18 protein-coding genes are annotated in these 24,384 nt (G+C 72.7%); 12 read left to right on the plus strand and 6 right to left on the minus strand.

Annotated features, from left to right (window positions below):
- Positions 1-10: 10 nt before the first annotated feature.
- The gene (locus tag QRX60_RS24100) at positions 11-1,465 is read left to right on the plus strand and encodes a flavin-containing monooxygenase (RefSeq protein ID WP_286003039.1); all 1,455 of its coding nucleotides are present in this window, start codon (positions 11-13) and stop codon (positions 1,463-1,465) included.
- A gap of 49 nt (positions 1,466-1,514) precedes the next feature.
- On the opposite strand, the gene QRX60_RS24105 is transcribed toward QRX60_RS24100, so the two are convergent.
- Positions 1,515-2,675 carry a saccharopine dehydrogenase family protein gene (locus QRX60_RS24105; RefSeq protein WP_286003040.1) on the minus strand — a complete coding sequence of 387 codons (1,161 nt, stop codon included), beginning with the start codon at positions 2,673-2,675 and terminating at the stop codon, positions 1,515-1,517.
- A 49-nt stretch (positions 2,676-2,724) separates the two neighbouring features.
- Positions 2,725-3,366: a GOLPH3/VPS74 family protein gene (locus QRX60_RS24110; RefSeq protein WP_286003041.1), complete on the minus strand. Its 642-nt coding sequence runs from the start codon at positions 3,364-3,366 to the stop codon at positions 2,725-2,727.
- Positions 3,367-3,542: 176 nt separating this feature from the next.
- On the opposite strand from QRX60_RS24110, the gene QRX60_RS24115 reads away from it, so the two are divergent.
- The 5 genes from QRX60_RS24115 (at position 3,543) to hrpA (ending at position 11,298) form a co-directional block, all read left to right on the plus strand.
- Positions 3,543-5,015 carry an APC family permease gene (locus QRX60_RS24115; protein ID WP_286003042.1) on the plus strand — a complete coding sequence of 491 codons (1,473 nt, stop codon included), beginning with the start codon at positions 3,543-3,545 and terminating at the stop codon, positions 5,013-5,015.
- A complete protein-coding gene (locus QRX60_RS24120; RefSeq protein ID WP_286003043.1) occupies positions 5,012-5,578 on the plus strand; it encodes a GNAT family N-acetyltransferase in 567 nt (188 codons plus the stop codon). Before QRX60_RS24115 ends, QRX60_RS24120 begins: the two co-directional genes overlap by 4 nt.
- Before the next feature lie 47 nt (positions 5,579-5,625).
- Positions 5,626-6,789, plus strand: a complete 1,164-nt coding sequence (locus QRX60_RS24125; protein ID WP_286003044.1) for a lactate 2-monooxygenase — start codon at positions 5,626-5,628, stop codon at positions 6,787-6,789.
- A 117-nt stretch (positions 6,790-6,906) separates the two neighbouring features.
- The gene (locus QRX60_RS24130; protein ID WP_286003045.1) at positions 6,907-7,230 is read left to right on the plus strand and encodes a hypothetical protein; all 324 of its coding nucleotides are present in this window, start codon (positions 6,907-6,909) and stop codon (positions 7,228-7,230) included.
- Between the two features lie 174 nt (positions 7,231-7,404).
- A complete protein-coding gene (hrpA, locus tag QRX60_RS24135) occupies positions 7,405-11,298 on the plus strand; it encodes an ATP-dependent RNA helicase HrpA (protein ID WP_286003046.1) in 3,894 nt (1,297 codons plus the stop codon).
- Positions 11,299-11,300: 2 nt separating this feature from the next.
- On the opposite strand, the gene QRX60_RS24140 is transcribed toward hrpA, so the two are convergent.
- A complete protein-coding gene (locus QRX60_RS24140) occupies positions 11,301-11,705 on the minus strand; it encodes a hypothetical protein (protein ID WP_286003047.1) in 405 nt (134 codons plus the stop codon).
- 247 nt (positions 11,706-11,952) lie between these two features.
- On the opposite strand from QRX60_RS24140, the gene QRX60_RS24145 reads away from it, so the two are divergent.
- Positions 11,953-13,734 carry a sialidase family protein gene (locus tag QRX60_RS24145; RefSeq protein ID WP_286003048.1) on the plus strand — a complete coding sequence of 594 codons (1,782 nt, stop codon included), beginning with the start codon at positions 11,953-11,955 and terminating at the stop codon, positions 13,732-13,734.
- Between the two features lie 46 nt (positions 13,735-13,780).
- On the opposite strand, the gene QRX60_RS24150 is transcribed toward QRX60_RS24145, so the two are convergent.
- Positions 13,781-15,469: a bifunctional 3'-5' exonuclease/DNA polymerase gene (locus QRX60_RS24150; protein ID WP_286003049.1), complete on the minus strand. Its 1,689-nt coding sequence runs from the start codon at positions 15,467-15,469 to the stop codon at positions 13,781-13,783.
- A 150-nt stretch (positions 15,470-15,619) separates the two neighbouring features.
- On the opposite strand from QRX60_RS24150, the gene QRX60_RS24155 reads away from it, so the two are divergent.
- Positions 15,620-17,254, plus strand: a complete 1,635-nt coding sequence (locus QRX60_RS24155; RefSeq protein ID WP_286003050.1) for an acyl-CoA synthetase — start codon at positions 15,620-15,622, stop codon at positions 17,252-17,254.
- Here the strand turns inward: QRX60_RS24155 and QRX60_RS24160 are convergent.
- On the minus strand, positions 17,249-17,623 hold the full coding sequence (locus QRX60_RS24160; RefSeq protein ID WP_286003051.1) for a nuclear transport factor 2 family protein: 375 nt from the start codon (positions 17,621-17,623) through the stop codon (positions 17,249-17,251). The two genes, QRX60_RS24155 and QRX60_RS24160, sit on opposite strands and share 6 nt — an antisense overlap.
- Here QRX60_RS24160 and QRX60_RS24165 point away from each other — a divergent pair.
- On the plus strand, positions 17,622-20,585 hold the full coding sequence (locus QRX60_RS24165; protein ID WP_286003052.1) for a helix-turn-helix transcriptional regulator: 2,964 nt from the start codon (positions 17,622-17,624) through the stop codon (positions 20,583-20,585). The genes QRX60_RS24160 and QRX60_RS24165 overlap by 2 nt on opposite strands.
- A gap of 19 nt (positions 20,586-20,604) precedes the next feature.
- Here QRX60_RS24165 and QRX60_RS24170 read toward each other — a convergent pair whose 3' ends face one another.
- Complete coding sequence (locus tag QRX60_RS24170) at positions 20,605-21,531, minus strand: hypothetical protein (protein ID WP_286003053.1); 927 nt, start codon at positions 21,529-21,531, stop codon at positions 20,605-20,607.
- Between the two features lie 383 nt (positions 21,532-21,914).
- Between QRX60_RS24170 and QRX60_RS24175 the strand changes: the two genes are divergently transcribed.
- The 3 genes from QRX60_RS24175 to QRX60_RS24185 are packed head-to-tail and all read left to right on the plus strand — an operon-like array spanning position 21,915 to position 24,376.
- Positions 21,915-22,667, plus strand: coding sequence for an SDR family oxidoreductase (locus tag QRX60_RS24175; RefSeq protein ID WP_286003054.1), 753 nt, complete (start codon positions 21,915-21,917; stop codon positions 22,665-22,667).
- A complete protein-coding gene (locus QRX60_RS24180) occupies positions 22,664-23,719 on the plus strand; it encodes a phosphotransferase family protein (protein ID WP_286003055.1) in 1,056 nt (351 codons plus the stop codon). Before QRX60_RS24175 ends, QRX60_RS24180 begins: the two co-directional genes overlap by 4 nt.
- Positions 23,720-24,376 carry a histidine phosphatase family protein gene (locus tag QRX60_RS24185; RefSeq protein WP_286003056.1) on the plus strand — a complete coding sequence of 219 codons (657 nt, stop codon included), beginning with the start codon at positions 23,720-23,722 and terminating at the stop codon, positions 24,374-24,376.
- The last annotated feature ends 8 nt before the right edge of the window (positions 24,377-24,384 follow it).

Below are 24,384 nucleotides of genomic sequence, written 5' to 3' on the forward strand. Positions count from 1 at the left end.
GTCTCCGAAAATGGAGCAACGCCACTTCGCGGTCCTCGTCGTCGGTGCCGGGGCGTCGGGGCTGGGTGCGGCCATCCGGCTGGGCCAGGCCGGCGTCGGCGACCTCGCCGTGCTGGAGAAGGCCGGCGCGCTCGGCGGGACCTGGCGCGACAACACCTACCCGGGCTGCGCCTGCGACGTCCCGTCCGCGCTGTACTCGTACTCGTTCGCGCCCAACCCCGGGTGGACGCGGGCGTTCGCCGGGCAGGCCGAGATCCGGGCGTACCTGGCGGACACCGCGGCGCGGTTCGGCGTCACGGACAAGATCCGCTACGGCGTCGAGGTGACGCGGGCGCAGTGGAACGGTTCCCGGTGGGAGCTGGAGACGTCCCGGGGTCCGTACACCGCGCGGATCCTGGTCGCGGGCACCGGTCCGTGGCACGAGCCGCTGATCCCGGACCTGCCGGGTCTCGCCGGCTTCCCGGGCGAGGTCTTCCACTCCGCGCGCTGGAACCACGACTACGACCTGACGGGCAAGCGGGTCGCGGTGATCGGCACCGGCGCGTCGGCGGTGCAGTTCGTTCCCCGGATCGTGCCGCGGGTCGGGCGGCTGCACCTGTTCCAGCGCACGGCGCAGTGGGTGCTGCCGAAGCCGGACCACCCCGTGCCGGGCGCCGAGCGGTTCCTGCTGCGGCGGTTCCCGGCGCTGCAGCGGGCGGTGCGCGGGGCCGAGTACGGGGCGATGGAGGCGCTCGGCTTCGGGTTCCGGCACCCGTGGCTGCTGCGGCAGGTGCAGAAGATCGGGCTCGCGCACCTCCGGCTGGCCGTGCGGGATCCGGCGCTGCGCCGCGCGTTGACGCCGGACTACACGCTCGGCTGCAAGCGGCTCCTGATGTCCAACGCGTACTACCCGTCGCTCACCCGGTCCCACGTGGACGTCCACCCGACGGCGGTGCGTTCCCTCGACGGGCGCCGGGTCGTCGGCGCGGACGGCTCGGTGTCCGAAGTGGACGCGATCATCTTCGGCACGGGCTTCCACATCCTCGACATGCCGGTGTCTTCGCGGGTCTTCGACCGTGACGGCCGCAGCCTCGACGACCACTGGAAGGGCAGCCCACAGGCGTACGCGGGCACGACAGTGGCCGGGTTCCCGAACCTGTACCTGCTGCTGGGGCCGAGCCTGGGGACCGGGCACTCGTCGGCGTTCACGATCCTGGAGGCCCAGCTGCGCCACACGGTGGCGGCGGTGACCCGGACCCTGCGCTCGGGATGGACGTCGGTGTCGGTGCGGCCGCAGGCGCAGGCGGCGTTCAACGCGGAGGTCCAGGCCGCGCTGCCGGGGACGGTGTACCAGTCGGGCGGGTGTTCCAGCTACTACACGGACGTGAACGGGCGCAACAGTTTCAGCTGGCCGTTTTCGACCGGGCGGCTGCGGGCGCGGGTGGGTTCGTTCGACGAGGCGGACTACGACATCGGTCGTGAGTGAGAAACAGTGTTAGAACACTGTTTCTCACTCACGACCGCGGCGGGCGGGGTCAGAGGGTGGCGAAGCGCAGGCCCGCCTTGGTGAGCCGGTCGATCAGCGCGTCGCCCATCGCGGTCGCCGTGGTCACCTGGCCGGACGTCTCCGGGAGGTCGTCCTTCGCCAGGCACAACGCCGACTCCGCGAGCATCTTCGCCGTTTCGTCGTAGCCGGGATCGCCGCCGGACACCTCGGTGACGACCCGCGAACCGCCGCCTTCGCCGAGGAACCGCACCGAGAACCACGACCGGGCCCGGCGTTCGGGGCTCGGGCCGTCGCCGGGGGCGAGCAGGCGGGAAAGCCCGCGCCGCGCGGGCGGGACCTGCGCCGCCGCGAGCAGTGCGCCCGCCCCGGCCACGCCGGCCGCCAGCACCGGCAGGTGCTTGACCGCGGCGAAGTGCCGGTAGGTGAAGTCCGGCCCGTAGCGCTCGGACGCGGCCGCCGACCGGCGGACGATCTCGGGGTCGATCGTCGGCAGCGGCACCGCCCACCAGCCCGGGCCGGCGACCCGGTGCGGGCGGCCCAGCGGCGCGCGGGCGAACCGCCCGGCCGGGCGCGGCTCGGCCGCCGCCCGCTCGCGAGCGACCCGGGCCCCGGCCGGGAGCCGGGACATGATGGTCAGCGCGCTGAGGAACGTCCCGCCCGAGGGCATCCCGCTGGCCCGGACGTAGCCGTCGATCTTCAGCGGCACGCCTTCCGGCAGCTGCTTGACCGTGAAGTACGCGCCGAGGTCGTGCGGGATCGAGTCGAACCCGCAGGCGTGCACCAGCCGCGCGCCCGTCTCGCGCGCCCGCCGGTCGTGCGCGAGGTACATCCGGTCGACGAACTCGGGTTCGCCGGTGAGGTCGACGTAGTCGGTGCCCGCCTCGGCGCACGCCGCCACCAGCGGCTCGCCCTGCGTCAGGTACGGGCCGACCGTCGTGATCACCACCTTCGTGGCCTCCGCGACGGCTCGCAGCGACGCCGGGTCCCCGGAGTCGGCGACGAGCAGGTCGAGCGAAGCGAACCGGTCGTCGATCCCGGCGAGCCGCGCCCGGACGGCTTCGAGCTTGGCGCGGTTGCGGCCGGCCAGCGCCCAGCGCAGGTCCGCGGGCGCGTGGCGGGCCAGGTACTCGGCCGTCAGGCCGCCGGTGAACCCGGTGGCGCCGAACAGGACCACGTCGTACGCGCGCATGTCTCCTCCTGGGGACGTCGACGGTGGACGCGCCCAGGTTACCCGCCGGTCACTTCCGGTCGCCGGTGTAGACGACGGCCGCCGCCACCGCCGCGACGCCGCTGATCACGTCGGAGATCCGCCGGGGCAGGGCGTGGTGGGTGTCGGCCATCCAGGCCCGCACCTGCGCCCGGCCGAGCTCCGGTTCGCACAGGTCGTCCACGCCCGCCGTCCAGGCCAGCAGTGCCAGGCACGCCGCGTGCGGGTCGGGCCGCTCGACGCCGAACACGGCGGCCCGCGCCTTGCTGCGCGCCGCCGTCGACACGAGCAGGTCCGCCGGCGGGTAGCGGTGCCGGCGCCTCAGGAGCACCCGGTCGGGGGTCCGCCGGACGAGCCCGAGCGCGACGAGGTTGTCGGCGGCGACCGACGGCAGTTCCCCGCGCAGGTGGTCGACCCAGTCGCGCACGCTGTGCGTCCCCGTTTCCGAGACGATTTCGGAAAACACGCGATCGGCGGTCGGAATACCCGGTGGCCGCGCGGCGATCGGGCGGACCTTCCGGTTCTCGACCGTGATCCGGTCGGTGAAGAGCAGGTCGCACAAGGCCGCGCCCGCGAGACCGATGCCCAGCGACGTCCGGCTGAGCGACGGGCGGCCGGTGAACTCGTCGTGCCCGAGGAAGAAGAAGGAATCGACCAAGGTGAGCCGGCGCATGACGGAAAAAGGCCCCCCCGGGCGGTCTCGGTTGCGGATGCCGAAGATAGCGGCCCGGCCTCGCCGCGCTTTCGGTGCCATCACGGTTTACCCCGAACGGACGTACCGCCCTCCGGGGGCGGACCCCTACTCTGGGGCGCCGCCGCCAAGATCACCTACGGCGCGGGGGAAGGTTCATGGGTACCCAGTCACCGGGGCACGGCCTCGGCCGGAAGCGGCTCGGCGCCGCCCGGATCGTCTTCTTCGTCGTCGCGGCGGCCGGTCCGCTGTACGCGATCGCCGGCGGGGTCTCGGCGACCTACGCGGTGACCGGCAGTATCGGCGTGCCGCTGTCGTTCGTCCTGCTGGCCCCGGTGCTCGCGCTGTTCGGCGTCGGGTACGCCGCGATGAGCCGGTACATCACGAACGCCGGCGCCTTCTACCCCTCGGTGGCGCACGGGATCGGGCGGTCCGCGGGCACCGCCGTCGCCTACGTGACGGTGCTCGCCTACAGCTCCATCCAGACCGGGGTCTTCGGCCTGTTCGGCCTTTCCGTGTCCACCTGGCTGAACACGACGTTCGGTGCCGCCCTGCCGTGGTGGCCGATCGCGCTGCTGACGGTGCTCGTCGTCGGCGCCGGCGGCGTGCTGCGGATCGACCTCGACGCGAAGGTCCTCGGCGTCGCGCTCGGCCTCGAGGTCGCGGTGCTCGTGGTCCTCGACATCGGGATGTTCAGTCACCCGGCCGGGGGCGGCGTCTCGCTGGTCCCGCTCGCGCCGTCGAGCCTGTTCACGGCGGGCGTCGGGGCGGTTTTCGCTTTCTCCATCGCGGTTTTCCTCGGGTTCGAGGGGGCGGCGACGTACGGCGAGGAGTGCCGCGACCCCCGCCGGACGGTGGGCCGCGCGACGTTCGTCGCGATCGGCCTGACCGCGGTGCTGTACATCGCCTCCTCGCTCGGGATGGCGGTCGCGACCGGGCCGGACCACATCGTCGAGCGGGCCGGCGCCGAGGGGCCGGGCCTGCTGTTCGGGCTCGGCGCGCAGTACGTCGGCTCGGCGTTCGCGGGCACGGCGTACGTGCTCTTCCTGACCAGCCAGGGCGCCGCGCTGCTGAGCCTCCACAACGCCGTCGCGCGGTACTTCTTCGCGCTGGGGCGGGAAGGGCTGCTGCCGGAGGGCTTCAGCCGCACCAGCAAGCGCACCGGCGCGCCGATCGGCGGTTCGCTGGTCCAGACGGTGATCGGGATCGCCGTCGTCGCGGTCTTCGCGCTGGCCGGCCGCGACCCGTTCACCGACCTGTTCACCTGGACCGGCGTCACCGCTTCGACGGGTGTCACGATCATCATGATCGCGGTTTCGCTGTCGGTCGTCGGGTTCTTCCGCCGCCGCCCCGGCCGGGAGACGTGGTGGCGGCGCCTCGGCGCGCCCGTGCTCGCGGCGGTGACGCTGACCGCGATCCTGGTGCTGATCATCGTCCACTTCGACGTCCTGCTCGGCCCGGCGGGCGCGCTCCCGCTGCTGCGCTGGGGCCTGCCGGGGCTGCTGGTGCTCGCCGGTCTCGCCGGCTTCCTGCGGGCCGAGGCGCTGCGCACCCGGCGCCCGGACGTCTACGCGGGCATCGGCGGCCCGCTGCGGGAAGAAGCGGACGAGCCCGCCCTGGAAGCGCGATGAGCGAGGTCCGGGCCGCGGATCCGTCCGAAGTGGACGCGGTGGCCGGGATCCTGGTCGAGGCGTTCCAGGACGACCCGGTGAGCCGCTGGGTGTTCCCGGACGCCGAGCGCCGCCGCGCCGTCTCGCACCCCGCCTTCTTCGGCGCGCTCCTCGGGGCGGGATTCGCGACCGGGCACGTCGACGTGACCGCCGACCTCACGGCGGCCGTCATCTGGCTGCCCGCGAGCGAGGGCGACGACGAGCCGGTCGTCGGGCTCGACCGGGCGGAGGCGGACCGGCTCGGCGTCCTGCTGGGCCTGATGGCCGGCCTCGAACCGCCCGGGCCGCTGTGGCACGCGCAGTTCGTCGGCGTCCGGCCCGGGCACCAGGGCCGGGGCATCGGCGGGCGGCTGCTGCGCCACGGCCTCGACCGGGCCGACGCCGAGGGCGTGCCCACCTACCTGAAGGCCGGCTCGCCGGACAGCACGCGGCTCTACCGGCGGCTCGGGTTCCGCGACCACGGGCCCGCGTTCCGCCCGCCCGGCGGGCCGCCGATGCAGCCGATGCGGCGTGCCCCGGCCTGAGCCGTTACCGGCGAGTACAGTGCGCCTTCGAACGCGAGGAGGCAGACGTGACCGAACGCTTCGGCAGCTACCAGAACGAGCTCTACCTGCAGGGACTCGGTGGTCAGCTGCCGCCGTGCTCGACCGACGCGACCAAGCTCGAAGCGTCGGCCCGCGAGGTCATGGCGCCCGGCCCGTTCTCCTACGTCGCGGGCTCGGCCGGCTCCGGCGCGACCGCCCGCGCCAACCGCGAGGCGTTCGACCGCTGGCGCGTCGTGCCCCGGATGCTGACCGGCGCCACCGACCGCGACCTCTCGACCACCGTGCTCGGCACCCGGCTGGCCGCGCCGGTGGCCGTCGCGCCCGTCGGCGTCCAGTCGATCGTCCACCCCGACGCCGAGTCCGCGACCGCCCGCGCCGCCGCCTCGACCGGGCTCCCGTTCATCCTGTCGACGGCGTCGTCCACCGGCATCGAGGACGTCGCCGAGGCCAACGGCGACGGCCCGCGCTGGTTCCAGCTGTACTGGCCGGGCGACGCGGACGTCTGCGCGAGCCTGCTGGCCCGGGCGAAGGCGGCCGGCTACACGGCGCTGGTCGTCACGCTCGACACGTGGACACTGGCCTGGCGACCGTCCGATCTGGACCAGTCCTACCTGCCGTTCCTGCAGGGCGAGGGGCTTGCCGTCCCGTTCACCGACCCGGTGTTCCGGTCCCGGCTGGAGAAGACGCCGGAGGAGGACCGCGGCACCGCGATCCTGACCTGGATCGGCATGATCACCGGCACCGACCGGACGTGGGACCAGCTGCCGTTCCTGCGCGAGCACTGGGACGGCCCGATCGTGCTCAAAGGGATCCAGCACGTCGCCGACGCGCGCCGCGCGGCCGAGGCCGGAATGGACGGCATCGTCGTGTCGAACCACGGCGGCCGCCAGGTCGACGGCGCGATCGGGGCGCTGGAGGCACTGCCGGGCATCGTCGCGGCGGTGGGCGACCGCCTGGAGGTGCTGTTCGACTCGGGCGTCCGCACCGGCGCGGACGTGCTGAAGGCGATCGCGCTGGGCGCGCGGGCGGTGCTGGTGGGCCGGCCGTGGGTGTACGGGCTGGCGCACGCGGGCGAGGACGGCGTCCGCCACGTGCTGCGGAGCTTGTTGGCCGACTTCGACCTGACCATGGGACTTTCCGGCCACCGCACCCTCGCCGACCTGGGCCCGGACTCGCTCCAGCGGACGTGAAGTAACGAAACGGGAAAAGCGGGGACAGTCGCGAGGCCGATGGTTACCGTTCGGAGCCCATCGCGGGCCGTTCGGGGACGGTCGGCGCCGACTTTCCTTTCCCATTGGGGGTTTTCCATGTCCGCCATCACCATGCGTATCGGCGCGCTCTTCGCCTTTCTCGGCTTCGGCTCGCTCATCCTCAAGCAGCTCGGTCGCGATTTCATCCTGATCTCGTGGGCCGACGACATGCAGCCGACGTTCGGCATCGTGCTGGGCATCGTCGGCCTCGTGCTGATCGCCGTCGCGCTGCTGATCGGGCGCGCGAAGTCGGCGCCGCAGCCGCAGCAGCAGTTCGCCCAGCAGCCGCCGGCGCCGGGTGGGCAGTTCCCGGGCCAGCAGCAGTACCCGGCCCGGGCCCCGCAGCAGCAGTACCCGCAGCAGCCCGGCCAGCAGGGCTGACGCAGGTCCAGAGCGCCCCAATGTGGCGTTGGGTGCGTGGGACGCACCGAACGCCACATTGGGTGCGTGGGACGCAACCAACGCCACATTGGGGCGCTGGCCGGGTGGGCCCGGTCACGCGGCGGGGATATTGGGAGGCCCGCGTCGTCACGCACGGCTATCCTCGGACCAAGAATGTCCACGCCACCCCCCTTCGAAGCGCTGCGTGCGCGCCTGCCCGAGCTGATGCCGCGCGACGAGCACCGGCTGCGCCGGCGGCTCGACGGCGCCCGCAAAGCCCGTGATCGCGACGCCGCCCTCGCGCAGATCGCCGCCGACATCGACAAGGCCGAGCTGCGCATCGCGTCGCGCCGCGAAAGCGTGCCCAAGATCGAGTACCCCGAAGAGCTGCCGGTCAGCAAGCTCAAGGACGAGATCGGCGCGGCCATCGACAAGCACCAGGTCGTGATCGTCGCGGGGGAGACCGGCTCGGGCAAGACCACCCAGCTGCCCAAGATCTGCCTCGAGCTCGGCCGCGGGATCCGCGGCCAGATCGGCCACACGCAGCCGCGGCGGCTGGCCGCCCGCACGGTCGCCGACCGGATCGCGAGCGAGCTGAAGACCGAGCTCGGCGACGCCGTCGGCTACAAGGTGCGGTTCACCGACCAGTCCGGGCAGGACACGCTGGTCAAGCTGATGACCGACGGCATCCTGCTGGCCGAGATCCAGACCGACCGCGCGCTGCGCCAGTACGACACGCTGATCATCGACGAGGCCCACGAGCGCAGCCTCAACATCGACTTCATCCTCGGCTACCTCAAGCAGCTGCTGCCGCGCCGCCCCGACCTCAAGGTGATCATCACCTCGGCGACGATCGACCCAGAGCGGTTCTCGAAGCACTTCGACGACGCGCCGATCGTCGAGGTCTCCGGCCGGACGTACCCGGTCGAGGTGCGCTACCGGCCGCTGGTCGACCCCGACGATCCCGAAGGCGACGACGAGCGCGACCAGACGCAGGGCATCCTCGACGCCGTCGAGGAGCTGTGCGCCGAGGGACCCGGCGACGTCCTGGTGTTCCTCTCCGGCGAGCGCGAGATCCGCGACACCGCGGACGTGCTCAACCGCGCGAACCTCCGCAACACCGAGGTCCTGCCGCTCTACGCGCGGCTCTCGGCGGCCGACCAGCACCGCGTGTTCCAGCAGCACACCGGGCGCCGGGTGGTGCTCGCGACCAACGTCGCCGAGACGTCGCTGACCGTGCCGGGCATCAAGTACGTCGTCGACCCGGGCACGGCGCGGATCTCGCGCTACAGCCACCGCACGAAGGTGCAGCGGCTGCCGATCGAGCCGGTGTCGCAGGCGTCGGCGAACCAGCGCAAGGGCCGCTGCGGCCGGACGTCGGACGGCATCTGCATCCGGCTCTACTCCGAAGAGGACTTCGAGGCGCGGCCCGAGTTCACCGACCCGGAGATCCTGCGGACCAACCTGGCCTCGGTCATCCTGCAGATGACGTCGCTGGGGCTGGGCGACATCGCGGCGTTCCCGTTCGTCGAGCCGCCGGACCGCCGCCAGGTCACCGACGGCGTCGGGCTGCTGCAGGAACTGGGCGCGTTCGACAGCGCGGCCGCCGGGAACAGCGACCGGCGGCTCACCGACATCGGCCGCAAGCTCGCGCAGCTGCCGGTCGACCCGCGGATGGGCCGGATGGTGCTCGAGGCGGCCAAGAACGGCTGCGTCCGCGAGGTCATGATCATCGCGGCGGCACTGTCCATCCAGGACCCGCGGGAGCGGCCGGCGGAGAAGCAGCAGGCGGCCGACCAGCAGCACGCGCGGTTCGCCGACCCGACGTCGGACTTCCTCGCCTACCTCAACCTCTGGGAGTACGTCGCCGAGCAGCAGAAGGCGCTGTCCGGCAACCAGTTCCGGCGCATGTGCCGCACCGAGTACCTGAACTACCTGCGCCTGCGCGAGTGGCAGGACATCTTCAGCCAGCTGCGGCAGCTCGCGAAACCGCTCGGCATCTCGCTCAACACGAACACGGCCCCGGTCGACCCGCAGCGCGTGCACACGTCGCTGATCGCCGGGCTGCTCTCGCACATCGGGCTCAAGGACCCGGCGAAGGGCGACTACCTGGGCGCGCGCGGCGCCCGCTTCGGCATCTTCCCGGGGTCGGCGTTGTTCAAGAAGCAGCCGCGGTTCGTGATGTCGGCCGAGCTGGTCGAGACGTCGCGGCTGTGGGCGCGGGTGAACGCCCGGATCGAGCCGGAATGGGTCGAGCCGCTCGCGGGGCACGTCGTGAAGCGGAACTACTCCGAGCCGCACTGGGAACGCAAGCAGGGCGCGGTGATGGCGACCGAGAAGGTGACGCTCTACGGCGTCCCGCTGATCGCCGACCGCCGCGTCAACTACGGGCGGATCGACCCGGAGCTGTCGCGGGCGCTGTTCATCCGGCACGCGCTGGTCGAAGGCGACTGGCAGACGCGCCACCACTTCTTCGCCGAGAACCGCGCGCTGCTGGAGGAGGTCGAGGACCTCGAGAACCGGGCGCGGCGCCGCGACATCCTGGTCGACGACCAGACGCTGTACGAGTTCTACGACGCCCGCGTCCCGGCCGACGTCGTCTCGGTGCGCCACTTCGACACGTGGTGGAAGAAGACGCGCCACGAGCAGCCGGACCTGCTTTCGTTCGAGAAGTCCATGCTCATCAACGAGACCGCGGGCGGCGTCCGCGAGGGCGACTACCCCGACTCGTGGACGCAGGGCACGCAGGTCTTCAAGCTGACCTACCAGTTCGAGCCGGGTGCGGACGCGGACGGCGTCACCGTGCACGTCCCGCTGCCGGTGCTGAACCAGGTGACGCCGGACGGGTTCGACTGGCAGGTGCCGGGGCTGCGTGAAGAGCTCGCGACGCAGCTGATCAAGTCGCTGTCGAAGGCCTTGCGCCGCAACTTCGTCCCGGCGCCGGACACCGCGAAGTACGTCCTTTCGCGAGTGTCCCCTTCGGACGGTCCGCTGCTGGAGGTGCTCGGCCGCGAGCTGCGTGCGCTGCGGGGCATCACGGTGCCGTACGCGGACTGGGACCTGTCGTCGGTGCCGGACCACCTGAAGATGACGTTCCGGGTGGTCGACGAGCGCGGCAAGAAGGTGGCCGAGGGCAAGGACATCGAGGCGTTGCAACGGAAGCTGGCACCGAAGGTCCGGGAGACGATCTCGAAGGCGGCCAACACCCTCGAGAAGGCCGGGCTGACGAAGCCGTCGTTCGGCTCGTTGCCGCAGGTGTTCGAGTCGACGCAGCGCGGCCACGACGTCAAGGCGTATCCGGCGCTCGTGGACGAAGGCGCGTCGGTGGCGGTGCGGCTGCTGGACACGCCGGGCCAGCAGCGGCACGCGATGTGGGCGGGCACGCGCCGGATGCTGCGGCTGAACCTGAACTCGCCGATGAAGTTCATCACGCGGTCGCTGTCGAACTCGTCGAAGCTGGTGCTGAACCGCAACCCGCACGGCAGCGTGGCGGCACTGCTCGAGGACTGCGTCGACTGCGCGGTGGACGCCCTGATGACGGGCGGCGGCGGCCCGGTGTTCGACGAGACCGGCTTCAAGGTGCTGCTGGAGAAGGTCCGGGCGGGCCTGCACCCGGTGGTGCTGGACGTGCTGGCGGACGTCGAGAAGATCCTCCGCGCGGCGAACGACGTCGAGGTGGCCCTGCCGGGCACGCGCGGCCCGGCGGAGTCGCTGTCCGACATCCGGGCCCAGCTTTCGGGCCTGGTGTACCCGGGTTTCGTGACGGCGACGGGTGCTTCGCGGCTGCGCAACGTGGTTCGGTACCTGCAGGGGATCTCCCGCCGGCTGGAGAAGCTGGCGTCGGAGCCGACCCGCGACCTGCAGCGGACGGCGGACATCGCGTGGATCACCGGCGAGTACTCCGACGCGCTGGCTTCGCTGCCACCGGGGACGTCGTCGCCGGCGTTGGACGAGGTGCGGTGGATGATCGAGGAGCTGCGGGTTTCGTTCTTCGCCCAGACGCTGGGGACCGCGCACCCGGTGTCGCTGAAGCGGATCACGAAGGCCATCGACGACGCCCTGGCCTGAGGTCACTGTAGGAGGATGATGATCAGCGCGACGAGACCTGACAGGATGGCGGCCCCCGCCAGGTAGACGGCCCTCGCACCGCGGCTTCCGCTGTAATCTCCGCGTGCCAGACCGAGCCAGTAGGCTCGCGTCCGGAGCAGAGCCCCTTTTCCGTCGACGTGAGAAGGCTCATCACAGGCCGCGAAAACACCGCGAGTCTTGCCCTGGCAGGGGCCGCCCCTGCTTCGTTCGGCGCAGCACCAGGTCGGCATGGTGCAGAGGCTGAACCCGGCGAGCAGCCCGGAGGCAACGGCAATGACCGGGAAGAAAATGGCGCCGAGCGGGCTGGCGATCCACAACACGACAATGGCAATGGCTCCGCCATAAATTTCCGACTCCGCCTGTTTTCGCGTTTTCCCTCGCCCCATGTGAATCAGGCTAGGTGGCTGCCAGGCGGTGCGGGCAGCACCACGTGGATGATTCACCGTCCGGATGTCCGGCGTTGTGGTCACTGTCGGTGCCGGCGCTATTGGTCCTTGTGGTCAAAGTTTCCGGTCGTGCTCCTGGGGTGGAATGTCCGGCTCAGGGGGGTTCAGGACTTCCGTCGGTTGACCGCCCGGCCGGCTGCGTCAAGCCTTGGTCGGCAGAAGTCCCTCCTGGGAAAGGACCTTACGAATGTCCTTGGGTGATTCGTCCGCCAAGCGAAGAATCCTCGCCACCCTCGCCGCGCTCGTCCTGCCGCTCGCCGTCCTCCTCGCCCCGGCCGCCCACGCCGCCGCCGGGGGAGCGCCGCTGCCGGTGGATCCGCAGCACGGCAAGCACCAGATCGCGGCGCTGGCCGAAGGACCGCGCCACGACGTGCCGAACCCGCTGCTCAAGGAGCAGTTCGCCGAGGAGGAAGAGGAGGACGGCGACGACCCCGCGCTGTCCGCGCTCTGCCAGACCTACATCGGCAAGCCGAACCCCTACCGGCCGCTCGCCCCGAACAACGACGTCATCGACGGCGACACCATCGTGCCGACCGGCAGCCAGACCGGCTGCAGCACCGCCCAGAACGAGACGACCATCGCCGTCAACCCGGAGAACCCGCGCAACATCGTCGCCGGGTCGAACGACTACCGGCTCTACAACACCCGCGAGTCCCGCAACGACTCCGGCGGCTTCGCCTACACCTCGTTCGACGGGGGCCGGACCTGGGCGAACGTCCAGCTGCCGCACCTCGACTTCCCGACCGGGGCGGCCGCGCCCCTGTCCGCCATGGACGCCGCGGGCGACCCGGCCGTCGCGTTCGGGCCGCACAACACCGTGTACTACGCGACGCTCGTGTTCAGCCGGGCGGCGGTCCCGGACGACGAGCAGTCCGCCAGCGGCATCGCCGTGTCGGTCTCCCACGACGGCGGCCGCAGCTTCGGCGACCCGGCGATCCTGCACCTCGACGGCGTCACGCCGGCCGGCACGCCGACGCCGACGAACATCTTCAACGACAAGGAGTGGATCGCCGCCGACCCGGTGACGGGGACGGTGTACGTCACCTGGACGCAGTTCACCTACGACGCCGACGGGAACTTCGTCGAGTCGCCGATCGTGCTGTCGAAGTCGGGCGACTTCGGGCGGACGTGGTCGCCGATGCGCCGGGTTTCGCCGACGCTGACCGGTTTCCAGGGCGGGATCACGCCGTACGGCAGCGGCTCGAACCCGGTGGTCACCCGGGACGGGACGCTCCAGATCGCCTACGAGACGTCGGTGTGCGCCAGTGCCGCCTGCGATCAGCCCGCCGACCACGACGCGGTGGCCGTGGCTACCTCGCGCGACGGCGGCCGGACGTTCCGGCACGCCGAGGTCGGGCTCGACTTCGACTTCCCGGTGAACGAGGACGTCGCCAACAACGCGCTGACCGGCGAGAACTTCCGGGTCAACAGCTTCCCGCAGCTGACCTACGACCGCGTGACCGACCGGCTCTGGGTGACCTGGGCCGACGACCGCAACGGCACCTACCGGGACGGCGAGTCGGTCAAGACGAACGGCGACGCGTTCCTCAGCGGGTCCGACGGCCGGCACGGCTGGTCGAAGCCGGTGAAGATCGGCACGGGCGCCGACGAGGTGTTCCCCGCCGTCGCGGCCCGGGCCGGGCGCGTCGCGGTCACCTTCTACACCCGCGCCTACGACCCGCACGGCATCGGGCTCGACTACGCCTACGCCACCGGCTGGGGTGACGGGGCGGGCTCGGCGCCGGTCCGCCGGATCACGACGCAGACGGCGAACCCGCAGGTGCAGTTCGTGTCGACCGGCGCGGTGACCGGCAAGGAGCTGCAGGGCGTGTTCATCGGCGACTACACCGCGGCGGCGGTCGGCGCCGACTTCCGGCTGTACCCGTGCTGGACCGACTTCCGCGGCCGCCCGGGCAGGACGCTGCCGAACCAGGACGTCGTGACGCAGCCCCTCTCGATGTTCCCGTAGGTGACCGCCGGGCCGGCCGCTGCGAGCGGGGAGCGGCCGGCCCGGTTCACTTCGCGTCGGCGTAGGTGTCGACCGGGGCGATGTGCAGCGGGAAGCGGACCGGGCAGGCCGGGCCGAACAGCATGCGGGCCGCCTCCGTCACCGAGTCCGTGATCGCCGCGGACACCTCCTCGGCCAGCTCGGCCGGGGTGTGGACGATGACCTCGTCGTGCTGGAAGAACACCAGGTGGGCCGGGGCCGGGAGGCGGCGGCGCAGCGTCGCCAGCATCACCGCCGTCATGTCGGCCGCGCTGGCCTGGACGACGAAGTTGCGCGTGAACCGGCCCCAGCCCCGGGAAGCGCGGCGGGCCTTCAGCTCCGCGGCTTCGTCCGAAGCCAGCCCGCCGGTCAACGCCCGCCACGCGGCCGACGGCGCGGGTGAAGTCCGGCCCAGCCGCGAGCGGACGCGCTCACCGCGTTCGCCCGCTTGGGCGGCATGCTCCACATAGGACACCGCGTCCGGGAACCGCTGGCGCAGCAGGGCCAGCAGCGGCCCCGCCTCGCCGGACGTGCCGCCGTACATCGCCGAGAGCATCGCGATCTTCGCCCGGGCCCGGTCGTCCCGGTCGTCGTCGGCGGCCGGGACCCAGCGGGCACCGGAGAACAACGCCTCGCCGAGCCGCGCGTACAGATCCGTCGCCGCCGCGACGTCGGCCAGCCGGCGGTCGCCCGACAACGCCGTCAGCACCCGCGGCTCCAGCTGGGCCGCGTCGGCCACCACCAGCTTCCAGCCCGGGTCCGCGCGCACGCACGTGCGCAGCACCTTCGGGATCTGCAGCGCCCCGCCGCCGCGGCTGGCCCAGCGTCCGGACACCACCCCGCCGACGACGTAGTGCGGGCGGAACCGGCCGTCGGTGACCCACTCTTCGAGCCAGGCCCAGCCGTTCGCCGTGTACAGCCGGGACAGCTCCTTGTACTCCAGCAACGGCCCCACCGCGGGGTGGTCGATGCCCTTCAGGAGGTACTTCCGCGCCGCCGACACCTCGATCCCGGCCCGGGCGAGCGCCTTGACCACGCTCGGCGGCGAGTCCGGGTTGACCGGCCGCCCGCCGAACGCCTCGCTGATCTTCGCCGCCAGCTCCACCAGCACCTTCGGCCGCTCCCCGGCCCGCACCCGCGGGCCGAGCCGGGACACCAGCAGCTCCTCGTGCAGGTCGGCGCGCCACGGCAGGCCGTCGGCCGACATCTCCGCCGCGGCCAGCGCGCTCGCCGACTCCGCGGCCAGCAGCAGCCGCAACCGGTCCGGGTGCTCGGCCGCGGCCACCCGCCGCTCCTGCTCGGCGAGCACGCGCCGGACCGCCGTGACGACCGTCACGCCCTCGGGCAGCGTCGGCACCCTCGTCTCGAACAGCGTCGGCTGTGCGAGCTCGACGGCCGCCGAATCGGGCGGCGGTTCCTCGCCGTTCGCCCTGGCCCACGCCGCGCGCAGGCTTCGCGACTGCCCTTCCAGACCCTCGTACGCCAGCAGCAGCCCCTCGGCCAGCGCCAGGTCGTAGCAGCGTTCGACCCGCAGCCCGGCGGCCACGAGCACCGGGTACACCAGCGCGACCGACGGGAACACCCAGCGCGGCCGGAGCGACGTCTCCAGCTCCCGGGCCAGCGCCGCGAACCCCGCGGCGTCCAGGCCGGTCGCCGTCGACGACGGCGCATCCACGGTGTAGCTCCCGTCCTCCTCCCGCCCCGCGATCACCTGCACGAAGACATCATGACGGCCACCACCGACAGTTTCAGGCCGAACGCGGCTCGTGCGTTCGGACCAAGGTTGGGCTACTCTCCGGTAGCCCCCATACCGCCGGTACGCCTGCCGTCGGCGTGGGCTCTTTCCCGCAGCAACGGAGGTGCTTGGATGAGCCTGGTCGAGCTCGCCACGCAGGTGGCGGACAAGGTGACGGAGACGGCGCGCAGCGTGGACGTGATGCGGCGGGCGGGCCTCGTCCCCTTCCCCCGGCTCGACGAGGGGGTCCGCTCGCTGGTCGCGCTCCGCAAGTTCGGTCCCTTCGCCGGCGCGAACCACATCTCGGCGCGCCGCGACCCGACCGCCGTCGGCATCGTCGACGAACTCGGCCCGCTGACCTACAAGCAGCTCGACGACCAGTCGAACGCGCTGGCCAGGGCCTGGTCCGAGCGCGGGATCGAGCCGGGCCAGGTCGTCGCCGCGCTCTGCCGCGACCACCGCGGCCTGGTCATCACGATGGCCGCGTCGGGCAAGCTCGGCGTCCGCCTGCTGCTGATGAACACCGGCTTCGCGAAGCCGCAGCTGGCCGACGTCGCCCAGCGCGAGGGTGTCACGGCGCTGGTGTACGACCAGGAGTTCACCGGCCTGCTGGACGCGATCCCCGACACCGTCGAGCGCTACCTGGCCTGGGTCGACCCGGACAGCGACCTGACCCACCGGGACGTCCCGGTGCTGTCCGAGATCATCGCCAGCACCGACGACCGGCCGTGGCCCGCGCCGGCCAAGCCGGGCGGTTTCGTGCTGCTGACCAGCGGTACCACCGGCACGCCGAAGGGCGCGCCGCGGCCGCACACCTCGGCGCTGGCCTCGGCGCAGTTCCTCGACCGGATTCCGCTGCGGTCGAACGAGGCCACCTACATGGGCGCGCCGCTGTTCCACGGCACCGGCCTCTCGCAGTTCATCCTCTCCTTCGCGCTCGGTTCGAAGGTCGTGATGCGCCGCAAGTTCGCGCCGGAAGAGGCGCTGCGCGGCGTCGCCGAGCACAAGTGCACCGCGCTCGTGCTGGTGCCGACCATGCTGCAGCGCATCGTCGACCTGCCGAAGGACGTCCGCGAAAAGTACGACACGTCGGCGCTGCGGATCATCTTCGTCGCCGGCTCGGCGCTGTCCCCGGACCTCGGCAACCGCGCGAACGAGGCGTTCGGCCCGGTCGTGCACAACCTCTACGGCTCGACCGAGGTCGCCGTGGCGACGGTCGCGACGCCGGAGGACTGGGCGAAGGCACCGGGCACGGTCGGCCGCGCACCGGTCGGCTGCAAGGTGGCGCTGTACGACGAAAAGGGCGTGAAGATCACGAAGCCGCACGTCACCGGCCGGGTGTTCGTCGGCAGCGGACTCAGCTTCGGCGGCTACACCGACGGCCGCCACAAGGAGATCATCGACGGCCTGCTCTCCAGCGGGGACGTCGGCCACTTCGACGACGACGGCCTGCTGTTCATCGACGGCCGCGACGACGAGATGATCGTCTCCGGCGGCGAGAACGTGTTCCCGATCGAGGTGGAGAACCTCCTGGTGGAGCGGGAAGACGTGCTGGAGGCGGCGGTGATCGGTGTCGAGGACGCGGAGTTCGGGCAGCGGCTCAAGGCGTTCATCGTGCGCACCGAGGACTCGAAGCTCGACGTCGAGGGCGTCCGCGACTACGTCAAGGCGAACCTGGCGCGCTACAAGGTGCCGCGGGACGTCGAGTTCCTGGACGAGCTGCCGCGCAACGCGACCGGGAAGGTGCTCCGGAACAAGCTGTCATGAGCCGCGCTGGACGTTGACGATCTGCCAGCGCCCGCCGCGCCGCGCCGCCACCACCGTGCAGCCGGCGCCGTCGCGGTGACCGGTCGCGACGCCGACCGACGACGTCACCCGCAGGTCCGTCCACCGGAACGCGCCCGCGGGGGCCCGGCCGGGCCAGGCGTCCCGGTCGAGGACGCGGCCGTCCGGGCCGTCGCCGCGGAAGTCGGCGGCCAGCAGCGGCTCCCACGCGGGCGCGTCGCCGCGCGCCTCGGCGTCCCGCCAGCGCGTCAGCAGCTCTTCGAACGTCTCCACAGCGTCGAAGGTCGCAGCCGCGGCGCGCCGGGACATCTGCCACCTGGCCGAGATCCGCTGGCAGACTGGCCGGGCCATGACCGAGACGAACCTCCTCCCCGCCGGCACGGTCACGATCCTGTGCGCCGGTGACGCGCCCCCGGCCGTCTTCGCGACGCCCGAAGAAGCGCTCGCGACCCTGGCCGGCGGACCCGCCGCCCTCCACACCGGCGAAGCGCTGGTCCGCGACGACGGCACGCCCACCGGGCCCGCCGTCCGGCGCTGCGAACAGCTGCGGGAGCTGGCTGCCGACGGCCGGACGCTGATCTCGGCACCGGTCGCCGCGGGCCTGACCGGCGTCACGCTGCACGACCTCGGCGTCCACCGCCTGCCGGATCTCACCGCGCCGGAGCGGATCTTCCAGCTCGGCGGGACCCCCGCGCCGCTGCGCTCGCTCGACGCGGTCCCGAACAACCTCCCGGTGCAGCTGACCGGGTTCGTCGGCCGCGAGAGCGAGGCCGCCGAGGTCCGGGGCCGGCTGGCCGGCGGCCGGCTCGTCACGCTCGCCGGGCCGGGCGGCAGCGGCAAGACGCGGCTGGCCGCGCAGGTCGCGGCCGCGGCGGCCGGGCGGTGGCCCGACGGCGTGTGGTGGGCCGAGCTCGACGCCGTCGCCGGGCGCGCCGAGGTCGCCGAGCTGGTCGCCGCGACGCTGGGCGTGCCGGTGGAGCCGCGCGCGGGCGCCGCCCGTTCGGTCGCGACGGAGCTGCGCGACCGGCGCGTCCTGCTCTGCCTCGACAACTGCGAACAGGTCCTCGACGGCGTCGCGGACCTCGCCGTCGCACTGCTCCGGTCCTGCCCCGAGGTCGCGGTGCTGGCGACCAGCCGGGAACCCCTCGGCGTGCCGGGGGAGACGGTGTGGCGGGTGCCGCCGCTGGCCGTCGAGGAGGCCGTCGCGCTGTTCGTCGAACGGGCCGGCGCGGTGCGGCCACTGTTCACTTTGGACACTTCGAGTGCGGCCGCCGTCCGGTCGGTCTGTGCCCGGCTCGACGGCATCCCGTTGGCTGTCGAGCTCGCCGCCGCGTGGCTCGGAACCCTTACCCCGCACCAGATCGACGCCGGTCTCGACGACCGGTTCGCGCTGCTCACCCGGGGCCCGCGGGGCGGGCCGGCGCGGCAGCAGACCCTGGCTGCGTCGATCGCGTGGAGCCACGACCAGCTCGACGGCGAAGACCGCGTGGTGTTCCGCGGGCTCGCTGTCTTCGCCGGCGGGTTCACCCTCGACGCGGCGGGCGGCCCGGCCGTGCTGCCCGCGCTGGGCCGGCTGGTCGACAAGTCCTTGGTGCTGGCCGAAAACGGCCGCTTTCGGCTGCTGGAGACGCTGCGCGAGTACGCGGCGGCCCGGCTGGCCGAAGCGGGGGAGGCCGACGCCGTCCGCGACCGCCACCTCGACCACTTCCTCGCGCTCGCCGAAGCCGCCGAGCCCGACCTCGACCGGGACAAGGACGCCTGGCGCGCGCGGATGGAACCCGAGCGCGACAACCTCCGCGCGGCCTTGGAGTGGGGGCTGGGACGGGAAGATCCCACGCGGGGTCGCCGGCTCGCGGCCGCCGTCGCGTGGCTGTGGAACCTGCGGGGCCGCGGGCACGAGGGCCTGGCGTACCTGAAGCGCGCGGTCGCCCGGTGCCCGGACGAGCGGTCACCGCTGCAGGCCCGGCTGCTCACCGGGATGGGACTGGTCGCGGACACGACGGCGCCGTTCGACGTCGAGGCCGCGCGGCTGGGCCTGGAGATCGCCACCGAACTCGGCGAGACGGGACTTCGCGCGCGCTGCCTCTCACTCACCGCTCTCGGGCACCTGTACACGGACTTCGACGCCGCCTGGGACCTCGCTCTCGAAGCCGGGAAGGTCGCCGAAGCCGCCGGAGACGGCTTCGCGCGCGACAGTGCGTTGATGCTGCGCGGGATCGTCCTCCACGCCCGGGACCGGCACGACGAAGCCGACCCCCTGCTCGCCGAAGCGGCCGAAGGGCTCCTCCGCCGGGGCGATCGCGGACTCGGGTCGACGGTCCTCAGCGCCCGGTCGGCGAGCGCGCTCGCGGCGGCGGACCTGCCGCGGGCGCGCGAACTGGCCGAGCGCGCCGTCGAGGTCGCCGCGCCGCTCGGGGACTTCCACCGGGTCAACACGACGCTGTGCCGGCTGGCGATGGTGCATTGCCTGGCCGGCGACGTCGACGCCGGGTTCCGCGTGATGGGACCCTTCCTGCGGCTCCTCGAAACCGCGGGCGACGTCTTCGTGCCCGGCATGGCCGGGGTGATGGGTGAGCTCCACCGGCGGCGCGGCGAGTGGGAAGAGGCCACGCGCTGGTTCGAGCGCGAAGCCGTTCCCGGGACGTACATGGCGTCGCAGGGGCTCGCCGAACGCGGTGCCGTGCTGCGCGCGCTGGGCCGGGCCGAGGAGGCGGCGGAGGTGCTCGCCACCGCCGTCGACCTGACCCGGCGCTGGGGCCTGCGGTCGGCCCTGGCCGACGCCCTGGACCAGCAGGGGTACCTGGCCGGCCCGGAGCAGGCCGCCGAGCTGCACCACGAAGCGCTGGCGCTGCGCCTCGAGCACGGCCTCAGCCTGGGCGTGCTGAGCAGCCTGGACGCGCTGACCACGCTCCTGGCCCGCACCGGCCGCGAGGCCGACGCCGCCCGGGTGCTCGTCTCGGCCTCCCGTGTCCGCGCCGAGCTGGGCTTCCCGCGCCGCGCCGGGGAGCAGGCCGAGCTGGACGCGCTCGGGCTCGCGACGGCCGAAGCGCCGATGAGCCTCGACGACGTCGTCGCGTTCGTCCGCCGGACCCGCGGTGCGCGCGGCCGCCCGTCGAGCGGCTGGGGCAGCCTGACACCGACCGAGCTGGAGGTCGTGAAGCTCGCCGCCGAGGGCTGCACGAACCCGGAGATCGGCGCCCGGCTGTTCATGAGCCGCGGCACGGTGAAGACGCACCTCGCGCACGTCTACGCCAAGCTCGGGATCGCGAACCGCACCGAACTGGCCACCGTGGCGGCCGCGCACCGGAGCTGACGCCGGCCCGCCGGGTACGTCAGTCCCAGTCGATGCCGAAGACGCCGGGGCCGAAGTCGAGCGCCACCGCGTGCACGCCGTCGCCGCCGTCGAGCTTGAGCTGCCGGCGGGTGCGGGACCCGGTCGCACCGTTGCGGGTGTACTGCCAGCAGCGCTCGGGTGCCGTGCCCGGCGCGAACCGGACCTCCAGCAGGTACTCCCGCACCGGGCGCCGGAACTCGCGGTAGCAGGTGTTGCGGCACTCCGGGTACGGCGGCCCGCCGTTGGTCAGCGTGTACTCGATCAGGTGCGTCTCGCCCCGGTCGATCGGCCGGTCGAAGATCAGCTCGGCGACGATGAGGCCGTGGGCCTCGTCGACCTCGGCGCGGCCGACCCGGCAGTTGCGCACCGCGTGCAGCTCCGGTGCGCCGGCCGCCGGGTCGTCCTGGGTGTAGACGAGCAGCCAGCGGTCCTGGCCGTCGGTGCCCGCCTGGAACACCGCCCGCGCGGTGACCGCGCGCTGGCCGCCGTCTTCGGCGATCTCGCACAGGTCGTGCAGCCCGACCAGCTTCAGCGGGTGCTGGCGCTCGAGCGCGTCCGGCGCGCCGACCTTGTCCAGCAGCGGCTGCAGCGTCTCGCGGGGGAACGACAGGGGCTCGCCGCCCGCCTGGCGCCGCCCGGCGCCACCGCGGGGCCGGGGTGGGGGCAACAGCCCGAGGAGGGAGCCGGCCGGGACGTCGAGGATCTCTTCCAGAGTGCGGACCGCCGAGAGCGAGCTCTGCCGCTCCGGCTGGCGCTTGCCGGACTGCCAATAACTGAGGGCGGTGACGCTGACGACGACGCCGCGGGCACGCAGCCGCGCCTGGATCCGGTCGAGGGAGAGCCCGCTGGTGGCGATGGCCGCGCGCAGGTGGGTGGCGAACGCGGTGCGCTCACCCTGCTGACCGCCCGTCGTGCTGCTCGCCATTGCCGATCCCGACCCGCCCCGTGCCGTCCCCCGACGATCCCCGACACGGTGCACGTTAGCAGGATCTCCCCGGTCGCCCGCGTTCGTCTTCGCCGCGGTCGCCGATGACCGCGCCCGCGCGTCCACTCGGGCGAACGGGCTAGTACTGGCAACTGTGAACCATTGCCCCGGCCTGGGCGGACGCGCTTGTATGACTTGCCCGCACCGGTGGCTCCGCCTCCCCCTCACGGCCCATCCGGGAGCGGGCGGCAGCCGTGGACAACGGCTCCGGCTCACCCGGCCGCGTTGTGCGACCGGCCGGGGTGGCCGCGCGATGACCGGTGGCCCGGCGACGCCCCCAGCGCCGGGCCACCGGTCTTATTACCAGCGGGTAGGCTCCGGGCATGGCCGTCCGCAAGAACATCCTGATCACCGGCGCGAGCAGCGGGTTGGGCGAGGGCATGGCCCGCCGGTTCGCGGCGAAGGGGCGCAACCTGGCGTTGTGCGCGCGGCGAACCGACCGGCTCGAAAAGCTGGCCGGCGAGCTGACCGCGGCGCACCCCGGGATCAAGGTCGTGACGCGCAAGCTCGACGTCACCGACCACGACAGCGTCTTCACCGTCTTCGAGGAGTTCCGCGCCGAGCTGGGGTCCCTCGACCGGGTGATCGTGAACGCCGGGCTCGGGAAGGGGCAGCCGGTCGGCAAGGGCCGGTTCGACGCCAACCGGCAGACCCTCGAAGTCAACTTCGTCGGCGCCGCCGCCCAGATCGAAGCCGCCGCCGGGATCTTCCGCGAGCAGGGCGCCGGGCACCTCGCCGTCGTCTCGTCGTTCAGCGCGATCCGCGGCCTGCCGGGCAACCTCACCGCCTACGCCGCTTCGAAGGCGGGGATCTCGGCGTTCGTCGACGGCACCCGGCTCGAGCTGAAGCGCAAGGGCATCACCGTCACCGACATCCGGCCGGGCTACATCGAGTCGGAGATGAACGACCGGATCGGCCGGAACCCGTTGCTGGCCAAGGCCGAGAAGGGCGCGCGGGCGCTGGTCAAGGCGGTCGAGGCCGAGCGGGCGCGCGCCTACGTCCCGGCGTGGCCGTGGGTGCCGTTGAGCCTCGCGATGCGCGTGGTGCCGGCCTCGGTGCTGCGGAGGTTCGCATGACCACCATCGAGGTGCGTGAGGAAGACGCGTTCGATGCCGCCGCCGTGCACGCGTGGCTGGCCGCGCGGGTCGAGGGCCTCGGCGACGAGCCGCCCGCCGTCCGGCAGTTCCCGGGCGGCGCGTCGAACCTGACGTACCTGCTGACCTACCCGGACCGCGAGCTGATCCTGCGGCGCCCGCCCGCCGGGCACAAGGCGGCGTCGGCGCACGACATGCGGCGCGAGTACCGGGTCCAGCACGCGCTGAAGCCGGTGTTCCCGTACGTGCCGCGGATGCTCGCGTTCGGGGACGACCCGGCCGTGCTCGGCGGCGACTTCTACGTCATGGAGAAGCTGGCCGGCCTGATCCTGCGCGGTGACCTCCCCGCCGGTCTCGAACTGACCCCGGAGCAGGCCCGCGAGCTGTCCGGCAAGGTCGTCGACCGGCTGGTGGACCTGCACGCCGTCGACGTCGGAAAGGCCGGGCTGGCCGATCTGGGCAAGGGCGCCGGGTACGTCGAGCGGCAGATCCGCGGCTGGTCGGACCGGTACGCCGCGGCGCGCACGGACAACGTCGGCGACTTCGCCGAGGTCCGCTCGTGGCTGGCCGCGAACCAGCCTGGCGAAGTGAAGATCTGCCTGATCCACAACGACTACCGGCTCGACAACCTCGTGCTGGACGGGCCGTCGACGCTGAACATCACCGGCGTCCTCGACTGGGAGATGGCCACGCTCGGCGACCCGCTGATGGAGCTGGGCAGCATGCTCGCGTACTGGGTGCAGGCCGACGACGACGACGTCATGAAGGCCAGCCGCCGCCAGCCGACGCACCTGCCCGGGACGTTCACGCGCGAGGAGTTCGTCGCGCGGTACGCGGAGAAGACCGGGCTCGCCGTGGGCGACTGGCGGTTCTACGAGGTCTACGGCCTGTTCCGGCTCGCCGCGGTGCTGCAGCAGCTGTACCGGCGCTACCACGACGGCGCCACCCGCAACCCGGCGTTCAAGGACTTCTGGCAGTTCGTCGGGTACCTCGACTGGCGCTGCCGGGAGATCATCGCGAAGGGGAGTGCCTGAGTGGGCGCGATCTACCTGGTCCGGCACGGGCAGGCGTCCTTCGGCGCGTCCGACTACGACGCGCTTTCGCCGCGTGGCTTCGAACAGTCCACTGTGGTCGGTGCCGAGCTCCTGCGGCGCAACGTCTCCTTCAGCCAGGTCCGGTCGGGAACGCTCGCGCGGCAGCGGGACACGGCGGCGACGGCGCTGAAGGCCCTCGACGCGGTCGCCCCGGTCGTCGAGGACCCCCGCTGGAACGAGTACGACCACGTCGACATCGCGCTGCACCACGCCGGGGGCGCGCCGCAGGAGGATTCCCGGGCGTACCAAGGAGTTCTTGACGCGGCGCTGACGGCGTGGACGTCGGCGGGCGAGTCGGGGCCGTGCGCCGAGACGTGGCCGGCGTTCCTCGCGCGCTGCCGGTCCGCTTTGGAAGATCTGGTGGCGTCCCTGGGCAAGGGCGAGCACGCGGTGGTGTTCACTTCCGGCGGCGTGATCGCCACGATCTGCGGACTGCTGATGGGGACCCCCGAAGCCGGGTTGCTCAAGCTCAACCGCGTCACGGTCAACGGCGGGATCACGAAGCTGGTGTCCGGCCGCGGCGGCGTGACGATGCTGTCCTTCAACGAGCATCCGCACTTCGAGGCCGAAACGGCCTCGCTGCTCACCTACCGGTAGGAGACGTC

The sequence above is a fragment of the Amycolatopsis mongoliensis genome (genome assembly GCF_030285665.1).
Taxonomy (GTDB): domain Bacteria; phylum Actinomycetota; class Actinomycetes; order Mycobacteriales; family Pseudonocardiaceae; genus Amycolatopsis; species Amycolatopsis mongoliensis.

Coding starts and splice junctions, on each gene's coding strand:
- QRX60_RS24120 (WP_286003043.1), top strand. CDS start 5,012: ATGAGCGAGGTCCGGGCCGCGGATCCGTCCGAAGTGGACGCGGTGGCC.
- QRX60_RS24155 (WP_286003050.1), top strand. CDS start 15,620: ATGAGCCTGGTCGAGCTCGCCACGCAGGTGGCGGACAAGGTGACGGAG.
- QRX60_RS24180 (WP_286003055.1), top strand. CDS start 22,664: ATGACCACCATCGAGGTGCGTGAGGAAGACGCGTTCGATGCCGCCGCC.
- hrpA (WP_286003046.1), top strand. CDS start 7,405: ATGTCCACGCCACCCCCCTTCGAAGCGCTGCGTGCGCGCCTGCCCGAG.
- QRX60_RS24110 (WP_286003041.1), bottom strand. CDS start 3,366: ATGCGCCGGCTCACCTTGGTCGATTCCTTCTTCTTCCTCGGGCACGAC.
- QRX60_RS24165 (WP_286003052.1), top strand. CDS start 17,622: ATGACCGAGACGAACCTCCTCCCCGCCGGCACGGTCACGATCCTGTGC.
- QRX60_RS24170 (WP_286003053.1), bottom strand. CDS start 21,531: ATGGCGAGCAGCACGACGGGCGGTCAGCAGGGTGAGCGCACCGCGTTC.
- QRX60_RS24140 (WP_286003047.1), bottom strand. CDS start 11,705: ATGGGGCGAGGGAAAACGCGAAAACAGGCGGAGTCGGAAATTTATGGC.
- QRX60_RS24145 (WP_286003048.1), top strand. CDS start 11,953: ATGTCCTTGGGTGATTCGTCCGCCAAGCGAAGAATCCTCGCCACCCTC.
- QRX60_RS24115 (WP_286003042.1), top strand. CDS start 3,543: ATGGGTACCCAGTCACCGGGGCACGGCCTCGGCCGGAAGCGGCTCGGC.
- QRX60_RS24100 (WP_286003039.1), top strand. CDS start 11: ATGGAGCAACGCCACTTCGCGGTCCTCGTCGTCGGTGCCGGGGCGTCG.
- QRX60_RS24175 (WP_286003054.1), top strand. CDS start 21,915: ATGGCCGTCCGCAAGAACATCCTGATCACCGGCGCGAGCAGCGGGTTG.
- QRX60_RS24105 (WP_286003040.1), bottom strand. CDS start 2,675: ATGCGCGCGTACGACGTGGTCCTGTTCGGCGCCACCGGGTTCACCGGC.
- QRX60_RS24160 (WP_286003051.1), bottom strand. CDS start 17,623: ATGGCCCGGCCAGTCTGCCAGCGGATCTCGGCCAGGTGGCAGATGTCC.
- QRX60_RS24130 (WP_286003045.1), top strand. CDS start 6,907: ATGTCCGCCATCACCATGCGTATCGGCGCGCTCTTCGCCTTTCTCGGC.